General features: G+C 44.6%; 19 protein-coding genes. 2 read left to right on the top strand and 17 right to left on the bottom strand.

Translation table 11 applies throughout. The features are described 5' to 3' along the window. Positions 1-192 precede the first annotated feature (192 nt). The 7 genes from NYE25_RS23810 to NYE25_RS23780 form a co-directional block, all read right to left on the bottom strand. Positions 193-1,971: a SulP family inorganic anion transporter gene (locus tag NYE25_RS23810; protein ID WP_076285901.1), complete on the bottom strand. Its 1,779-nt coding sequence runs from the start codon at positions 1,969-1,971 to the stop codon at positions 193-195. A 99-nt stretch (positions 1,972-2,070) separates the two neighbouring features. Continuing rightward, complete coding sequence (locus tag NYE25_RS23805; RefSeq protein WP_042123860.1) at positions 2,071-2,397, bottom strand: ArsR/SmtB family transcription factor; 327 nt, start codon at positions 2,395-2,397, stop codon at positions 2,071-2,073. A 73-nt stretch (positions 2,398-2,470) separates the two neighbouring features. Further along, positions 2,471-2,848 carry a hypothetical protein gene (locus tag NYE25_RS23800; RefSeq protein ID WP_341146980.1) on the bottom strand — a complete coding sequence of 126 codons (378 nt, stop codon included), beginning with the start codon at positions 2,846-2,848 and terminating at the stop codon, positions 2,471-2,473. 61 nt (positions 2,849-2,909) lie between these two features. Then, positions 2,910-4,478, bottom strand: coding sequence for a phospholipase D-like domain-containing protein (locus NYE25_RS23795; protein ID WP_341146979.1), 1,569 nt, complete (start codon positions 4,476-4,478; stop codon positions 2,910-2,912). 173 nt (positions 4,479-4,651) lie between these two features. Further along, positions 4,652-4,945, bottom strand: coding sequence for a putative quinol monooxygenase (locus tag NYE25_RS23790; protein ID WP_076300151.1), 294 nt, complete (start codon positions 4,943-4,945; stop codon positions 4,652-4,654). A gap of 27 nt (positions 4,946-4,972) precedes the next feature. Further along, positions 4,973-5,614, bottom strand: coding sequence for a nitroreductase family protein (locus NYE25_RS23785; protein ID WP_042184583.1), 642 nt, complete (start codon positions 5,612-5,614; stop codon positions 4,973-4,975). Positions 5,615-5,656: 42 nt separating this feature from the next. Then, positions 5,657-6,085, bottom strand: a complete 429-nt coding sequence (locus NYE25_RS23780) for a MarR family winged helix-turn-helix transcriptional regulator (protein WP_042184581.1) — start codon at positions 6,083-6,085, stop codon at positions 5,657-5,659. Positions 6,086-6,248: 163 nt separating this feature from the next. Between NYE25_RS23780 and NYE25_RS23775 the strand changes: the two genes are divergently transcribed. After that, positions 6,249-7,028, top strand: coding sequence for a carbon-nitrogen family hydrolase (locus tag NYE25_RS23775; RefSeq protein WP_341146978.1), 780 nt, complete (start codon positions 6,249-6,251; stop codon positions 7,026-7,028). A 71-nt stretch (positions 7,029-7,099) separates the two neighbouring features. Here the strand turns inward: NYE25_RS23775 and NYE25_RS23770 are convergent, their stop codons facing one another. Next, the gene (locus NYE25_RS23770) at positions 7,100-8,029 is read right to left on the bottom strand and encodes a lipoate--protein ligase family protein (protein WP_341146977.1); all 930 of its coding nucleotides are present in this window, start codon (positions 8,027-8,029) and stop codon (positions 7,100-7,102) included. Between the two features lie 178 nt (positions 8,030-8,207). Between NYE25_RS23770 and NYE25_RS23765 the strand changes: the two genes are divergently transcribed. After that, on the top strand, positions 8,208-9,092 hold the full coding sequence (locus NYE25_RS23765) for a CHAD domain-containing protein (RefSeq protein WP_341146976.1): 885 nt from the start codon (positions 8,208-8,210) through the stop codon (positions 9,090-9,092). Between the two features lie 22 nt (positions 9,093-9,114). Here NYE25_RS23765 and NYE25_RS23760 read toward each other — a convergent pair whose 3' ends face one another. The 9 genes from NYE25_RS23760 to NYE25_RS23720 form a co-directional block, all read right to left on the bottom strand. Further along, complete coding sequence (locus tag NYE25_RS23760) at positions 9,115-10,320, bottom strand: Ger(x)C family spore germination protein (RefSeq protein ID WP_076116739.1); 1,206 nt, start codon at positions 10,318-10,320, stop codon at positions 9,115-9,117. Continuing rightward, positions 10,317-11,408 carry a GerAB/ArcD/ProY family transporter gene (locus NYE25_RS23755; protein WP_076116737.1) on the bottom strand — a complete coding sequence of 364 codons (1,092 nt, stop codon included), beginning with the start codon at positions 11,406-11,408 and terminating at the stop codon, positions 10,317-10,319. The genes NYE25_RS23760 and NYE25_RS23755 overlap by 4 nt, the downstream gene beginning before the upstream one ends. Before the next feature lie 27 nt (positions 11,409-11,435). Further along, positions 11,436-13,178 carry a spore germination protein gene (locus tag NYE25_RS23750; RefSeq protein ID WP_445667147.1) on the bottom strand — a complete coding sequence of 581 codons (1,743 nt, stop codon included), beginning with the start codon at positions 13,176-13,178 and terminating at the stop codon, positions 11,436-11,438. Positions 13,179-13,359: 181 nt separating this feature from the next. Further along, complete coding sequence (locus tag NYE25_RS23745; protein ID WP_341146975.1) at positions 13,360-13,797, bottom strand: carboxymuconolactone decarboxylase family protein; 438 nt, start codon at positions 13,795-13,797, stop codon at positions 13,360-13,362. A gap of 85 nt (positions 13,798-13,882) precedes the next feature. Next, positions 13,883-14,758, bottom strand: a complete 876-nt coding sequence (gene sigJ, locus NYE25_RS23740) for an RNA polymerase sigma factor SigJ (protein WP_341146974.1) — start codon at positions 14,756-14,758, stop codon at positions 13,883-13,885. 215 nt (positions 14,759-14,973) lie between these two features. Beyond that, the gene (locus tag NYE25_RS23735; RefSeq protein ID WP_042184566.1) at positions 14,974-15,300 is read right to left on the bottom strand and encodes a thioredoxin family protein; all 327 of its coding nucleotides are present in this window, start codon (positions 15,298-15,300) and stop codon (positions 14,974-14,976) included. 38 nt (positions 15,301-15,338) lie between these two features. Then, positions 15,339-15,731 carry a MerR family transcriptional regulator gene (locus NYE25_RS23730; RefSeq protein WP_341146973.1) on the bottom strand — a complete coding sequence of 131 codons (393 nt, stop codon included), beginning with the start codon at positions 15,729-15,731 and terminating at the stop codon, positions 15,339-15,341. 147 nt (positions 15,732-15,878) lie between these two features. Then, entirely contained in the window at positions 15,879-16,514 is a 636-nt protein-coding gene (locus tag NYE25_RS23725) for a ThuA domain-containing protein (RefSeq protein ID WP_076285913.1), read from the bottom strand. A gap of 42 nt (positions 16,515-16,556) precedes the next feature. Next, positions 16,557-17,279 (bottom strand): SDR family NAD(P)-dependent oxidoreductase, encoded by a 723-nt coding sequence (locus tag NYE25_RS23720; RefSeq protein WP_341146972.1) that lies wholly within the window; start codon positions 17,277-17,279, stop codon positions 16,557-16,559. Positions 17,280-17,438: the final 159 nt, after the last annotated feature.

The following is a 17,438-nucleotide window of genomic DNA, read 5'->3' as shown; positions in this document are numbered from 1 at the left end:
TTATACCCAATTGTACAAATTTGGCATTCCCAAGTCCAATCTCAAGCATAACTGCCTTTGTCGTTCTTATTAGGACGATAAGCGTTTAAGCGAGAAATATAAGGATAATATATGATGTGAAACTTAAATTCTTATATTTGAACAGAAAAACCCGGACGCAGAAACGTCCGGGCTGACTCTTATCTATTTCACTCAAAGACCACTATTTAGTTCAGGTGCAATTACAGGTTTCTTACGCCCTTTCAGACCGCGCACACTTCCCGCCTCTTCCAGACAGGAGAACGCTGTACACTCCCTAAAAGCGGCATGGCTACATCCAATACACTTGTTGTAATCGATGCTGTTAAGTGCGTCATTAATGGCTTCCCCGGTGTGCGGATAAAACTGAGCCTCACCTATGGTACTATACAGTCCAGTTCTCTTGAGTAGCTCAAGCGGCTGTGGCTGAATACCTGAGATCATAAGTTTCCCTCCAACAGCTTGTAAATGCCGCACCAGCTCTGCTAAATTGGATTCTCCAGTGGTATCCATGAAGGGTACTTTCCCCATCCGCATTAATATAATTCTAGGTTGATCTGAACCATAGCTTGGCATAGTGTCATCGAATCGATAAGCAGCGCCAAAAAACAGCGGACCTTCCACCGTGTAAATTCCAATTTGCGGACAGTCATGACTCTCCGTAACCATATGTGCCTCTACCTTAACGGACTTCGGATCAGGCAGCACTTTGGCTACCAAATGAACCTCTCCCATTCGTTTCACAAACAGAATAACCGCAAGAATTAATCCCACCTCTACAGCCAGCGTTAAATCTGCAAATATCGTTAACAAGAAGGTGATGAATAACACCAAGGAATCGCCGGTCTTGATCTTAAGCAGATGAAGGAACTCTTTGCGCTCACTCATATTCCAAGCTACTACCATTAAGATCGGTGCCATCGCAGCTAAAGGAATACTGGAAGCATAGGGTGCGAGCAACAGGAGAATTAGAAACACCACAACACCGTGAACGATCCCCGAGATCGGAGAAACAGCGCCACTCTTGATGTTCGTCGCTGTTCTAGCAATTGCTCCTGTCGCTGGTATGCCCCCGAACAATGGAGCAGCAATATTTGCGATCCCCTGACCGATCAGCTCTCGGTTACTATTATGGCGGCTGCCTGTCATTCCATCCGCTACAACAGCGGATAACAATGACTCTATAGCACCTAGCATTGCAATGATAAATGCCGGACGAATTAGCAGGGTAATTCGTTCCCAAGTAATGTCCGGAAATCGAAAGCTCGGTAAGGTATTAGGGATTTCTCCGTAAGCAGAGCCAATCGTAGTCACTTTGCCGCTAAAGAATAACGCAGCAACCACAGTCGCGCACAGCAGACCTACCAATGATCCAGGCACCTTCGGAGCGAATCGAATTGCTAGGATAACGACGGCAAGACAAATCACGGCGGTCAGAATACTGTATCCATTCATCGTCGATAGATGAAGCCCTATTTCTTTCATATTATTTACAAAGCTCTCATGCCGTTCTATATTCCTTAGTCCAAGGAAATTAGCAATCTGCCCGGTGAAGATAATGACCGCTATCCCTGCTGTGAAACCAATCGTTACTGGCCTCGGAATAAACTTAATCAATACACCCAGCTTTAATAATCCCATGAGAACTAGAATAACCCCTGCCATCATCCCAGCGATAAGTAAGTTCTCATAGCCATACTCCATCGCAATGGCAAACAAGATAGGAATAAAGGCACCTGTTGGCCCACCAATTTGAAATTTTGATCCTCCGAACAATGAAATACATATTCCGGCAACGATTGTCGTGTAAATGCCATACTCCGGTTTTACACCAGATGCAATAGCAAATGCCATCCCCAAAGGAATGGCAATAACACCAACGATTGTTCCCGAAATCAAATCCTTGCGAAATGCATTCATGTTGTAGCCTTTATATCGGCCCCACCCTGTCATGATCAAACCTTCTTTTCTTTAAATATCTGATTATTTGAATATAAGAAGAACATTACTCTAGGACGCAACTGTTGTCAACGCCAAAATAATGTTATTCCTTTATTCTCCGCGCATACCTTCGAGCAATGAAATGGTATTCACCAGATGGTTATCAAATATTTGTTTAGCTACGACCAGAAGATCTTTAATTAGAGGATCACGTAACGAATAGATCACAGTGGTACCTTCTTTTACACTGGCTACTACATTCTTAGCGCGTAAAACAGCTAACTGCTGGGATACAGCAGAACCTTCTGATCCTAGAATGGCTTGTAGCTCATTCACATTCTTCTCACCTTCGCTGAGCAGTTCCAGTATACGAATTCGCATTGGATGAGCCAGCGCCTTGAAGAATTCGGTCTTAAATTGCTGAATTTCGGTGTTCATAGACTTCTACTCCTCATAGCTTACTTCTGATTCTAATGTCATCTTTGTATGTTATCTTAGTCCCTGATAAGCGTCAAATACTCAAGGGGTAGATGCTCACATTACGAACCTGTACTTCTACAAACACACCAAGCGCCATAGGCTCACCGAGACACTCGAACATCACTATACTTTCACCTATTCGCAAAAATCCTGTTCCGTCTTCTTCAATATTCTCCAGCACACCGGTAAAAACAACCTTATCTCCTTCTAACCTTGTATTGAACTCACTAGTAGGTACAGGCAGAATATCCACCCATCTCATTAGCAGCTCCGAAAGCTCGAATTCCACATCTGTTTCCGTATCTGGCTCCACAGGAGCTCCGCACCAGATCCCCCGACCCTCGCCAAACTCTGTGCGAAAGAATACCTCATCCTTTTTCATGCCACTCTTTGTAATTTTGATTTTCATAGCTATTATTCCACCTTGATAATTTATAACGATCATTATACATGACAATGAACCGATATTATCAAGTGTAATCCTGAGTAACTTTATTCAGATACATACTAGGATGCAGCCAAGGATGCTTAAAGAACTCACTTTTCTTCGTAATTCTCCGTGAGACACCCAGATCATAATCGATCATAGACTTTATCCGCGCTGCGAAGGCCTCCCCTTTCACCAGTATTCCCAGCTCGAAATCGTGGCAGGCGCTTCTCTCATTGATGTTGTAGGAGCCATGAAATACCGCCCGTGATCTATGGTCATAGGTTATTTTCCAATGTGAAAAACGACCTGTGAAGCTGTAATCATAAAAGGAAACCCCATTGAGAAACGGCTTATACATATTGCCTCGTACCGCCGCAGTATTGGTAGGATGATCATTAACTTTCAGCGGATTGCAGATGCTCAGATGACAGGAACAGTCTGGCCCCAGCTCCCCCAGCCGATCCCAAAACTCTTGATCAATCAAATAAGGATTTACAATCACCGTCTCCTCAGTCGCATAGGTAATTAAATTCAAATAGTATTGCTGAATTAAGTTAACTGGATTACCCGGAAAGCTTGCAAACAGTGTACATTCTTCCTCCCCAAAATGATAATTTACATTCGGATGGTAGAAGGTATCATCCACGTCAAAATGATCACCTCCCAGAAGTAACCAACGGGAATGAAACTTAGCATTTAAAGGCTGCGCCGCCGCGCCACGGATCCGGAAGCAGCCATCATGCCACTCCTCTTTTTTACTAGGAATCCCCTGTAGATGTCCTTCTATACTGATCGAGGAAGATGCCTGAACAGGCGTCACGTACGTGTATTGATCTCCAATATTCAGGCTGCCAATAATAGAGGTTACCCCATCAATGACCATAAACTTCCGATGATCAATGACATTCAGCCCAGTGATTTCAACGTTCTCTTGTACTTTATCCTGTAAGAACAGGATACTTTCCGGTACGCCTTGTTGCTTCAGCGCCTTCCGCTTCACACGCCATTCTACGGCTGTATAATAAGAATTGAAGGTATTCAACAGCTTAGCTCCTGCATTCTCGAGCCTTTCAGAAATCTTGGAAAATTGACCAAACGCCAGATTGTTCTCATACCCTAAAGCTGTCAGCGTGTAATTGACCATGATCCGTACCTTCACCCCCCGTTTAAGGGCGTGAAATAATTCATCTGCAACCAGATTGCCTGAACGGTCATTAAAGAAGAGCATCACGGACAGGTGAATATAATGCTGTGCCTTCTTTATTTCTTCTAGTATCATCCCTAGGCACTCGGGTCCATTCACGTAAGGATCTACTTGGTTATTCCATGTGGTTTGTGGGGCCAGAGCTTTTAGCTTGTCTGAATCTAATCTGCCTAATACTTCAGTAAGTTGCCCCAGCAATCTTGGGCTAAAGCCAGGAACCTGAAATAGCTGCTGACCCTCCGTAATGACTCCGCCAATGGACTGTCGGTATGCTCTAGCCGCCTCCAGATCGATCCCCATTAGTCTGCGCTCCGCCTCTTCTCCTGCTTCGCCCATAATGCAGACAAATGAACCGCCTGATAAATAATAGTTCACGATATCGATCATTTTTTTCTTTATTTCCATATGTAAGATCCCCTATCTTTATTGTGAGTGCACATGTATCAAGGTAAGGATAGATACCCTTGAACTCCTCCTTATAAACGGGGAACATAAAAAACAGGAATGCCCCGCAGCCATTATGGCTATGGAACATCCCTGTTTAAGATCAACCAGGATTCACTAAGAATCGAGATAACTTATTTCACTTGCTCTGCGCTAAATACTTTTACGTCTAGTGGTGCAGCCAAGAATTCACCAGCTTTAGCTGAGAACGCGGTAAAATGAGCGCTCGTATTGTGGCTGGATACGGCTTCAGCGTCGCGCCAAGTCTCCACCATAATAAATGAGTTCGCTTCTCCAGCATTCTCATACAGCTCGTAAGAGAGATTTCCTTCTTCAGTGTGAGTAGCTGTGAGAAGTGTTTTGGACTCCGCCAAAAACTGCTCGCGACGTTCCGGATTCACTTTAAGTACTGCATGGATAATGATCATTATATTTTCCTCCTAAGGTATAAAGTATTATTTCCACTCAGCAATCTTATCGATAGGCAAACGGACAGATGGGTAACCTGCATCAACAGCCTTACCGATGGAAAGCAACATTACAGGAACATAACGATCTTTTTCCATGCCAAACGCTTCTGCGATTTGATCTTTTTCATAACCGCCAATTGGGTTTGTATCGTATCCATGTGCACGGGCAACCAGCATCAATTGCATTGCAACAAGAGCACCATCAATAAGCACAGTATCTTTGTTAACTTCACGTGGCAAGGTAGCAAAGTGAGCAGATAATCTAGTTAATTGGTTTTCTTTTACTTCAGCAGGCATTAGTCCACGTTCAACAGCTGTACCATAAATCTCCTCAGCGTAGTCGAAATTGTTCAAATCACCGAAGATGGCAATCATAGCTGCAGAGGTTTCAACTTGTACGCCATTAAAGCGAGCAAGAGGAGCTAAAGTAGCTTTTGCTTCGTCACTTTCAATGACAAGAAACCGCCAAGGCTGCATGTTTACAGAAGAAGGTGCAAGAGTCGCCTCCGTAAGAATCTGAGTCATCTCTTCTTTGCTGATCTTAACGGATGGATCATATTTGCGGATAGAGCGGCGACCCGTAATAATTTCTTTAAAATCATTGGTTTGTGTTTGTGTAGCGTTCATATTTGTATTTCTCCTTTGAATGTGTATTTTGGGTAGTTACAGTTATAACAGATTGATATTAGATTGCAGGCGATTAAGCATATCTATGAGCACTTTTCGCTCCTGATCGTTAAATCCAGTAAGCAGAGTAGCGACAAATCGTCTCTTCTCTTCGCCATATTGAATCATTCTTTCCCGCCCTTGATCCGTTAATGAGACCAATGTAACCCTGTTATCTGCGGGGTTGTTGCGGCGAGTGATCGTACCACTCTCTTCCATCCCTTTCAAGTGCCGAGTGACGGCGGCCGCATCTATATCCATGCCCTTTTGCAGCGTAATTTGGCTGACTTCATCCACCTGGAATAGTTCATGCAGGAGGCGAAGCCGTGTGGGACTAATCCCAGCACATCGTTCGAATTTCGGACAGATTCCCTTGTTTAATGCCTGCAGCAGTTCAAATATGCGGTCTTCCTCAGGATAGTGCTCCGTCAAAATATACCTCCTTTATAAATTTAATTGCGTGCAATTATTTTGTATAAAATTATACTAACTGATAATCATTGACCCGTCAACTAATATATCAAATCATTTTTTAAAAATCAACATTGCTTATCCTCTTATGGTGCTATAGTCTTGAACAAAAAGGAGGAATCCTATGAGAATCTCCCTGATTCAGCTGGATATAGCATTTGGCAAACCCGATATGAATTATGCTGCTGTAGCAAATAAAATTAGTGTAGCGGCCGCCACAGCCCCCGACTGTCTTATTCTCCCTGAGCTTTGGACCACTGGCTATGATCTGACCCGACTAGAAGATATTGGCGATCCAGAAGGACAAATTACCAAGGAATTCATCTCCAGCTTAGCCAGACAATACAACATCAATATCGTCGCTGGTTCAGTAGCTAGCAAGAACGCCTCCGGTGTAACTAATCGTATGTTTGTATTTAATCGAACTGGAGAACTCGTTGGCGAATACAGTAAGCTACATTTGTTTCAGCTAATGGATGAACATCTATATTTGCAGCCTGGAGAAGACAAAGGCCTCTTCACATTGGAGGGCACGTTATGTGCCGGATTAATCTGTTATGATATCCGATTTCCAGAATGGGTTCGTGCTCATACCGCACAAGGTGCAGAAATCTTGTTTATCAGTGCAGAGTGGCCATTATCCAGGCTATCTCATTGGCGTGCACTACTGATCAGCCGAGCGATCGAGAACCAATGTTATGTAGTAGCCTGCAACCGTGCAGGAAGCGATCCTAACAATACCTTTGCTGGGCATTCTATGATAATTGATCCTTGGGGAGATATTTTATGTGAAGCTACTGAAGGGGAAGAAATCCTAACGGGGGATATCGATTTACATATGGTGCGTGAAATTCGAGCACAAATCCCGATTTTTGCAGACAGACGTCCGGACTTATATGATTAAAAAGGACGTAACAGATGCTGGCCTCTCGCCAGATTTCTGTTACGTCCTTCTTAACGATGCTCAATATCCATCTATCCTTGGGCATAACGTTCATGCAGAACTCGCGCAGCATCCAGAACACGCGGATCTTCATAGTCTAGGAAATATCCGGTCTCCTGCTGTAGCCTGTCACAGGATTTAAGCACCACTCCACGGTGGGCTATTGCTTGTCTAATGCCTTCGGCAAATACTTCAGTCGCATTCGGTCCACCTAGTTCGCCAAGCCCAGCGATCGTCTCTGGACGAACCCGTGGATAAGATAATGCTGAGTCTCCTCCAGAGGCTTGCTTATAGAATTTATGAATGAGTTCACCACGTTCCTGTCCCGAACCCGAAACCACTACAAATGCATGTACGAAATAGGCATTATTTTGTCTGCGCTGAGCAATGCCGCAAAATTTCCGCCCACCGATCGCCAAATCGAAGTCCCCCGGGCAGTAAGAACCAACAATTTCACCAGCCTCAATTTGAGCCGCAGCCTGTGGATGACTCATAGCAACTGCCTCAGTGATCAGAGAAGCCAGAAGCCTAAAGTCATCATGAAAATCTAGCTTTCCGCGTCCTTTGGGGAGAACTAGCGAAACATTAACAATTCCATCATCCAGAGGCACCGCAGCACCACCGGAATGTCTCACCGCTGTACGAATGCCTCGCTGCTCCAACTTAGCCATCGCTTGGGCCGCGTACGGAAGCTTGCTGTCCCGTAGGCCGAGCACAACACCCCCAGAATGACTCCATAGGTGCAGACTAGGAGGAACAAGTCCCGCTCCGACATCCCTACAAAGGGTCTCTTCAAAGGCGAACGGGATCAACATCTCCCCGAAGCCCTTTGCTTCCGCATCTATCCTGTCATCCTTTAAGATTAAATGTTGGAAAAGTCCCATTTCTGCAGGAAGTCCGATGACTTCTTTACTTCTATCAACAGATCCATTGATCATTGCATCGTACTCCCGAGTATCCACCGATTCCCCTCTTTCCCGTATTATCCGTGATATTGTAATCGTTCTGCCTCGCTAGTGCGAAATCAGAATTGAAATGAGGTTATGATAACGCTATCCTTATAGTATACGAACATGCCCCAGCTCGAATAGGGGGTAGCCTTAGGTTCATGCTATACACAACGTTAAGGAGTGATGCCGCATGACAGTGGAAGTGATGAAGGAACGACAGTTAACCAAGACAAGACAATGGGAACAGGCACTTAACCTGCTGTATATTGATTTCTGGGATTACTGCCATGATGCAATTAGCAAATTCGATGACGAGGACATTCACCAAGCAAGAGTGAACTGCCGTAAGCTCTTAACACTGCTTTCCATTCTCGACCCTGGTCATACTCTAGGGCTATACCCCCTATTTGAAAAAGCCCAAAAGAGATTAGGCAAGGTCAGAGATGCAGACGTTCTGATTGAATCGTTCAAGACTAAACGTAAACACGCCAAGGAAAACGGCGATACAAAGACAGCAGAACTGTTGAAGGCTGTGATCGACCACCAAAAGGACAAGCGAAGAACTTATCGTAAGAAGCTGGCCGATGAGCTGCCTAAGCTAATCAATGAAGATCTGGATGAGAAGTGGAAAGCTTTCCTAAGTGAACAGCTAGAGGCCCTGGTAGCGAAAAAAGATGCCAACGTTGTCATGCGCGAACTTGAGGTAGCTTACGAGCAGAAGAAAAAAGCTTGCAAGGCTATATTTCGTGGACAAGATGCCGAATCAGAAGCAGCCTTCGACTCACTGCATGAGCTAAGGATGGCTGCTAAGGAACTGCGATATACCGCTAGTGCAGCCTCTTTTGCGTTAAATCAAAAATTTCATGCCCATGAGGAAATATATAAGCAGATCCAAGATCAGCTCGGGCTGATAAACGATAAACGCCTTTGGCTGGAAACACTAAATGCTATTGGGCGAGAAGAGCTGAATGTCGGCAAAAAAACATGGAATACCTTTACCGAACAATTAAAAAACGAAGTACTCGATGCGCTGCACCAAAATGATGTCATACCGCTCACACATCAAATGAAGTAACTCTGAATCTTTTACAATCTCTCTATTCAGCCGTTGTATCTGATGCGCCGTATTCCTCAATATTCAGGTTTATTTCATAAGTAATTGGAATTTTGCTGAAGGTTTCGTCCCAGTTATCCTTAACGCTCCGCCATACGGCTGGATGTTGATTATGCAGACTGGTGCCGAAACCGGCAGCCTCGGTATGCAGTTCCTTCTGCATCTTTGTTACAGTAGTTTGCACTATTTCTAGGACCCGCTTCTGCAGCAAGACTTTATCCTTCTTTACAATTCCGTCGTGTAATTTCTTCGATTTCTCGGCAAAGACCTCAGCATATCTACCTGTAGATGTTATTTTCACGTTAAAAGAGATCTGACCATTATTCACATTGGCTTTGATCTTGCTATGCATGGATTTCACCTCATAGGTTAAGAGGTCATTGTTATCCGGATTATACGTCTTAAGCACTCCTCCTAGCCCCTTCCCGGTCAGCCAGGCCATCCCCTCCAACTCCGACTCATCCAAAAAGCCAACAAGCTTTCCCGTTTCCCCGTTGATTACACCTGCTCCTGATAGCTTTGTCTCATGATCAATAGGAATAACATTTTGCAATAAGAAGCTTTTCTTTGCTTGCAACGGGCCAACTACTTTCGCCAAAGTTACCGGCTCCCATATCCCCATATTACGGTCTCTGTTATTGAATATCCCTTCAAGTACAAAGGCAGGAGTCTGACCCGGCAGTGCATTTTCCAATACATCCTTGGCCATTCCCTTGCTGACAAATAACATAACACTCGGACGGATATCATTATCCCGAGTAAAGAAATCTATTAGTTTAGTAAGATTATTGGAACGCGCGAGTTTTTCACTAATCACAATGACCTTTAGGTGATGGCCTATCGGAGTGCGTCTAGTACGCAGTGAAAGCTGCCGTAGCGCTTCAAAGATAGAATCGCTAGTTTCACTCATATTATAGTAATTCTTAATGGAGGATGAATTTGAAGAAGACTTCATGACGGCACCTCCCGACCCCTGTGGAATCGTAAATTGATAGGTGCTTATTATTTTTGTTGGCTTCGCATGATTCCCACCTTCTGGATTAGCTACTTCCTCGCCCCCTGACTCCTCCGCACTGTCCAGTGCAACACCAATCTGCATGTTTAATTCCTCGATCGGTGTGCTGCTCCAGCAGCCTGATAACAGAGAACATAGTACAGAGAGCACGATCCACAACCTCCATTTTTTCATGAAGCAGCCCTCCGGAAATATGTGATAATTAACAATGGCAACGGAAGCAATCCGAATAGAATAAGCATAGAATCACCGATACCTGTTCCTAAAGCAAACAGAGCATTCACATTTGGTGGAATTCTAGAAATTACATAGACAACCGGAAGAATAGCTAACAAACAACTTTTGAAGTTTTTATGGATCACTTGGGACAATCCTAAAGCCGCTGCATAAATTGAAATACAAAAGGTACAAAAGATCTGCATAATCCAGATCACCAACAGCAACGACTCAAACCTTTCAAAGATGAGATAGTTCACTTCAAAACTTCGTACAAGATCGAGAAACGGCCAGGTTCTTGTGAGAACTCCATCTATAGAAAAGGCACCTATGGTCGCTACAACTGCCATGATATAAAATATCGTCGATATACAGGTTCCAGCTATGATTACCTTTACTGCTTTTTGAGGCTTATCCATAAAAGCAACAACGAACAACATTGCTTCTCCAGCTGTAAAGGTTAGGATGGTTGGTTTGATCCCTTTCCACACGGGTTCCAAACCCTCTCCAAGTACTGGAAGTAGATTATTGAGGTCGAAAACTTCGAAACTAAGCAGACAAACCCCTAGAAACACTGTCCAGGTAATCGGAACAATGAGTCTGCACATGCTAGCGATCGCATTAATTCCTCCTCTGCATAAATAGAAGGCGATCCATATAAAAGCAGCCATAATAGCCCACGGAGGTGTACCTTCCAGTAGAAAGAAAGAGGTTACCTCCTGCACCGAACGTATCTCAAAGCCGGCGATACTGAGAAAATACCCAATGACTCCTATTGACAGAACCATTCCGAGTGGCTTGCCGATGATCTTCCCGATATACTGAAAGAATGTTTGGCCTGGGAACCTTTGACTAAGTTTCACTATGATCAATCCGAACAGAAAAGAGATTGCTCCCCCTAAAAAAATACTTATCCATACATCTGGACTACCACTGGCCTCTACAATGGTCCGAGGAAGCGTAAGTACCCCTGCCGCAATCGTATAATTGGCTAGAATGATCGTCGCTTGAACTGCAGTAATTCGGTCCTTTACCTCGGCGCTCATGTTCTCTTCCTCCTTTACCTAAACTTCTCACCCTTTACGCAAGGGGTCCTTTGGTTTCAAAAACGTAGGTCGCCCTGTTAGAAATTGAAAAGGCATACGGAATATAAAATCCTTCCAATTCACCATCTTATTTGGGACTGCCAGACCTAGATAAGGAACACCAAAACTCTTCAGCTTAATTAAATGACTACTAAGCAAGAGAAAAAACAGTACAACTCCGTATAATCCAAAAATGGCTGCAAAAAACATGGCTGCAAAACGGAGCATACGAAGCGTCATCCCCGCACTATACATGGGCATAGAGAAGGAAGAAACAGCCGTAACTGATACTACAATAACTAAAATCGGACTCACAATTCCAGCCTCTACCGCGGCTTGCCCGATGATCAGACCGCCGACAATTCCCATCGCCGGACCGATAGGTTTGGGCAAGCGAAGTCCAGCCTCTCGTAAGATTTCAATCGAGACCTCCATAATCAAGGCTTCGATTAATACCGTAAAGGGGACTCCTTGCCGGGAGGCGATAATAGAAATAGCTAGCTTAGTTGGAATCAAGCCTGGCTGGAACGAAAGGAAGGAAATATATAGTGCCGGAGCAAAAAGTGATATCAATGCCGCAAAAAAACGCAAAAGACGTAGCATCGATCCTACCATCCAGCGATCGTTATAATCCTCTGGCGATTGCAGTAACATCCCGAAGGTTACCGGCATAATCAATGCAAAGGGTGTACCGTCAAGTAAAATAGCTACTCTTCCTTCCAAAAGTGCTGCCATTACACGGTCCGGCCTTTCCGTATTCTGAATCTGTTGGAAAGGACTATAGCCATTATCTTCGATCAATTGCTCAACATAACCAGATTCTTGAACATCATCTAAATCTATCGTTCTAATTCTTCGTTTGACCTCTTCTACAAGTTCATCATTCGCAATATCCTTGATATAGGCTAGGATCAATTCCTTCTGCATTCTCTTTCCTACAGTAAAAGAAATCATAGCTAGTTCTGTACTCTGTCCGTGTCTACGCAGCATCGCTGTGTTATCGCTTAATGTCTCGTTAAATCCGCTTCGCGAGCCCCGCAAGACTCCTTCAGATTCTGGCTCCTGAATCCCTCTTGTATTCCCCTTAGGACTACTGAGTACAAAAGCCTTAGATATCCCCTCCACGAGCAGCACGGCAGATCCAAATAACACCTTCTGAAGGGAGAGGTATGCATTATCCGTAAGCTCAACTTCCGATATGAGGAGGACCTCATGTATGAGAATATCTTGTAGATCTTTCGCTTCCGCTTTGTTATTCATGTTCATAAACGGCTGATATGCATTCATTAACGGCTTTAAAATATTCTGATCCATTTTGTCTTTGTCCGTTAGACCGTCTACGTACAAAAGTGCTGCCCTTGTCTTAATGGTTCCGATTCGCAACTCCCTTACATTCACATCATGCATATCGGCGCTGATCTCTCTGAATTTCTGCAAATCATCCTCAAAATGGCCACTATAAGTTATTCTCTTCCCCTTATCCTTAGTTACTACATTCGAGCTAGACTGCTTCACCGGCCCTTCTAAAATGCTTGTTTCTCCAGAGTTTTCTACGGAAGAAACACCTCCACCTTTGCTGCCAGTAGCTTTTTCCGCTCTAGTCGTTATCCTGTCTTCTTTAGCTTTAGCCCAGCTTATTGTACGAAGCAGGAAGAAAGGGACACAGAAAATCATAATCCCTTGGAAAACCACACCCCAACTTGGAATTAAATCTATTGCCTCATTCCACACCCCTAACACCTCCTTTATAGCTGTGACCGTATTTTTTACCGAAGATGGGTAATTCATGCATACAAAAAAGACCCCACAGTATGGGGTCTCCCTAAGTTAAACTTCATATGTTCTTATACCTCTATTGTATCTGTAAAGTGTCGGATTCTAGCCTTGGACGTTCGGCTGACGTAATTAAAGTTTATTGCGGCATCATGCGAGTGGTGATCGCGATGCGATTCCATGCATTGATTGTAACAATTGCCATGATGATCTCGCCAAGTCGCTTAGTATCGAAATGGCGCTCCGCTTCCGAATAGACATCGACCGGTACATGTCCTTGCGTCACGAGTGTAACCGATTCGGTCAGCGCAAGCACTGCGCGCTCCTCGTCGCTGTAGAACGGCGCTTCACGCCATGCGTTCAGCATGTAGATTCGCTGTTCCGACTCGCCTGCCTTGCGGGCATCCTTCGTATGCATATCGATGCAGAAGGCGCAGCCATTAATTTGTGACGCTCTGATTTTGATTAACTCCAATAACGACTTCTCCATGCCTGTCGATTGTACGAACGCTTCAAGACCCATCATCGCTTTGTATGCGGCTGGAATTTCACCGGCCAGATCCATTCTTTGTTCCATGGGGATAGCTCCTCTCCGGCTGTAGACCGGTTATCTTTTGATTGTTTCACTAATAAGACAATACAAAAGCTCCGTTTGTGACAAGTTACCCCATTCGTTGTAATTTATCGGGATTGAGTACGATATAAATATGCTCGATCCGCTCCCCGGCCGCATCAAGCTGGAAGCTGATCGCCTTAAGCGGCCGGCCATCCCGATAGATGACGATGCCCAGCTGACCGTTAAGTAGCACCATACTTTGCGAATCTCCGAGGAAGCCCTTCGTAATGACGCCTCCAATGAAAGCTTGAACACGATCTCTGCCCGTAATGGTGAAGATCGCTGCGCGAACTTTACCGCCGCCGTCCGACGTAAGCAGCGCGTCCTCGGTCAGCAGGCTGACAAACGCATCGACGTTGCCGCCTCGCGCAGCTGCGAGGAATGCTGTCGCAAGAGGTGTTGCCTGAGCCGTGTTGCCTGGCAGAACTGGCGATTGTTGATGCAGCTTATCATTAGCGCGGCTAAATATTTTTCGACAGTTGGCTTCTGATTTTCCTAATACATCGGCAAGTTCGCTATATTCGAAAGCGAAGGATTGGCGCAAGATGAAGACGGCTCTCTCGACAGCCGACAAATGTTCCAACATGACGAGCAGAGCGTAGGATACATTTTCATCGTGATCGAAAAGATCAGCAGGATTATCGCCGCCTCCATTCGTAAAGCTGACGAGCGGCTCCGGCAGCCATGTGCCGACATATTGCTCTCTCCTTATACGGGCGGATTGCATATAGTTGATGCAACGATTTGTTGTCATACGGATTAAGTAAGCTTTCGGATGGATGATATCTATTGTTTGTAGCTTGCTGTACTCAATGAATACATCTTGAACGAGGTCCTCTGCATCTGCTATAGAGCCGGTCATACGGTAAGCGATTGCTTTCAGCAGAGAGTGATAGTTGGTATATGCGACCTGAAAATCCATACGTGCTAGACTCCTTCCAAAGCTGTGCCTTTCATACCGTCACGGCTCACCGCGGCGTCTACATCGTTCAGCGGATGATCAACAATGTAGACGCTCTCCTAGTGCTTCATGTCTAGCCTATTTAGTGCACGCAGGAAAATATCCGGATGAGGCTTCTTAATGCCTTCTCAGCTTGAGATTAATATAGCATCAAAATACAACTAAATTCCAATTCCCTATGCTAGAATAACCTTGTTCAATATCCCTTGGTAGGCTGCTATCGGACGTAAGCCAACCAACTTTTCCATTGGCTGCCCATCTTTATATACAATGACTGTAGGCATCCCCATAACACCAGCTTCCCCAGCCAGATCCGGCAATTCGTCACAATTCACCTTCACAATAGAGACATCGTCTCCATATTCCTGATGAAGATCTTCCAAAAGAGGCAACAGCACCTTGCAAGGGGGACACCATGGCGCACCGTAATCTACCAAAACCGTTCCACCACCGCGAATCTCTGCTCGTACCCAATCAGCGCTATCTGCATTTGTAATAGCCATTTGTCATTCCTCCTCAAAGTTTTCAACTCCAGCAGTACCTACTCCAAACTCTCCGGTGTACATGCCTCTAAACTACTCTCGTTCTGCTCTTGCAAGATAGAGGCCATTCTTTCTTCCAAATTGCGTTTGATCTGATTCAGTTCTACAAGCTGACGTTCAATATCCTCAAGCTTGCTACGGTATAGTGGCATCACTTCTGCGCAGAAAGCTTCTTTGTTCTTCAAAACACAATGTAGAAAGCCCGCGATCTGCTCTGTGGACAGACCCAGGTTCAAATATAATTTTATCGTTTCTACCGTCTCCACAGCGAGCGGAGAGTACTCCCGATATCCGTTGGCCTGACGGATCGGCGAAATTAATCCCTGACTCTCATAATAACGAATTGAACGGACGCTTACGCCCGTCAGTTTAGCAAGCTCACCTATTTTCATAGCAATCTCCCCGGGGTTCATGAGAATTGTTCTACACCAGTATAAACCCTGACATCAATGTAAGAGTCAACAAAAAAATCCAACCGTGGTTATCCCACAGTTGGACTCATTTATAATCTTACAACAAGTATATCCGCCGCTTATATTCTACAATAATCCTGCTGCCCAAAGCCCACCTCTACGAATCATTTCGCGGAATGGTTCTACTGAGAATGATGGTAAATGATGCCCTGGCATTAAATAAACAACCCGGCCCAAGCCAAATTCGTGACACCAAGCCGCTTGGCGCATAGCTCCCTCATGAGAATATTCAGCGAGCACCGTTGTTTCGAAATAAGGATGCATCTCGAAATAATACGGCTCATCCTCAATTACAAATTCTTCAATTCCCTGCATAATGGGATGCTCTCGTGCGGGTATGGACATCTGCAGCGAAGTATACTCTGGATGATGGGTGAAATGTGCGCCCAGCATAGCACCAAGCTCCTGATTGCGCTGTAAGGAAATTCCGTTATGTACAACTAGTAGTCCGCCCCCGCCAGCCACATAAGATAGCAAAGCACCACTTTGTTCCGCGGGGATTTTGTCATCAGAAAATTCAGTGTAGGAGATTACCAGCTTGTAGTCAGACAACGTTTCTTTATTGAGAAGTGCATAATCCTCTGAAGAAAAAACCTGTAAGTCATTCGCAAGGATTTGTTCGATCTCCCGGTCCACGCCAGCAAAGGGGTGATATTTAACCTCCGAGTAGCTTCCGAGTGCGAGTGCTTTTAGTGTAGACATGTTATCAGCGCCTTTCTTCTTATCTATTTTGAAATATCCGTTCTACCACGGCCATGAGCTGCCATCCGTATCCAGATAGGCCGGTTCCTCGCCCATATATTTTTTATAATCCAGAACAAGGTCGATAATCTGCTCCGCGGACTGTTCAGGAGTCATTTCCGCTTGCTCATCCTTCTTACCATGCATATAAGTCTGCAGCCAGCCAGGATGGAACACCATTACTTGACCGCCAAGCGTTTTCAGATGATTATGCATCAAGGAGGACTGCATATTCAGTGCTGCCTTCGACATACAATAGCCATACATGTTGATACGCTTATTTCGGGTAATACTGCCTGCCTCCGATGAAATATTGACGATTAATTTATCCTCACTTTGTAGTAATAGTCCCATCAGTGCATTGCTGACTCTTAACGCGCCAAGTGTATTTACATTATATATTTCTGCCATGCCTTCATCATCCAGCTCCACCAGCACAGTAGCATTATCAGCAGAACGAATAATACCTGCATTATTAATAATCATATCGACATATCCAGTTTTACTGGCTATCACTCTCGCAGCCTGCTTTACACTATCTTTATTGCTGATATCTAGGGGGATAAGCTCCAACTGTTCAGGATATTGCTCTTTAAGCGCTTTCAAATCTTCTGATTCTTTCAAAAACTGTCCTGCAAATACTGAGAACTGGTTGGCCAGCAACGAACGTACAAGCGACAGTCCAAGCCCCCGATCAGCTCCAGTTACACATGCAACTCTCTTCATTCTTCTGAACACTCCTATCTCGTAGCGATATGGTTAGGCATGTTGCTTCTTTTCACCTTAGCATGCTGTACTCTTTTTTTCAACGCGATTGGTTTCAGGTATATCGCTTCTTGTGCAAGCCTTTCAGAATCCTTTTTGTTTTAATTTTGATATATGTTA

Origin of the sequence: Paenibacillus sp. FSL E2-8871, from assembly GCF_038000345.1 — a bacterium.
Classification (GTDB): Bacteria; Bacillota; Bacilli; order Paenibacillales; family Paenibacillaceae; genus Paenibacillus_AQ.
This window is presented reverse-complemented; position numbering and strand designations above follow the sequence as displayed.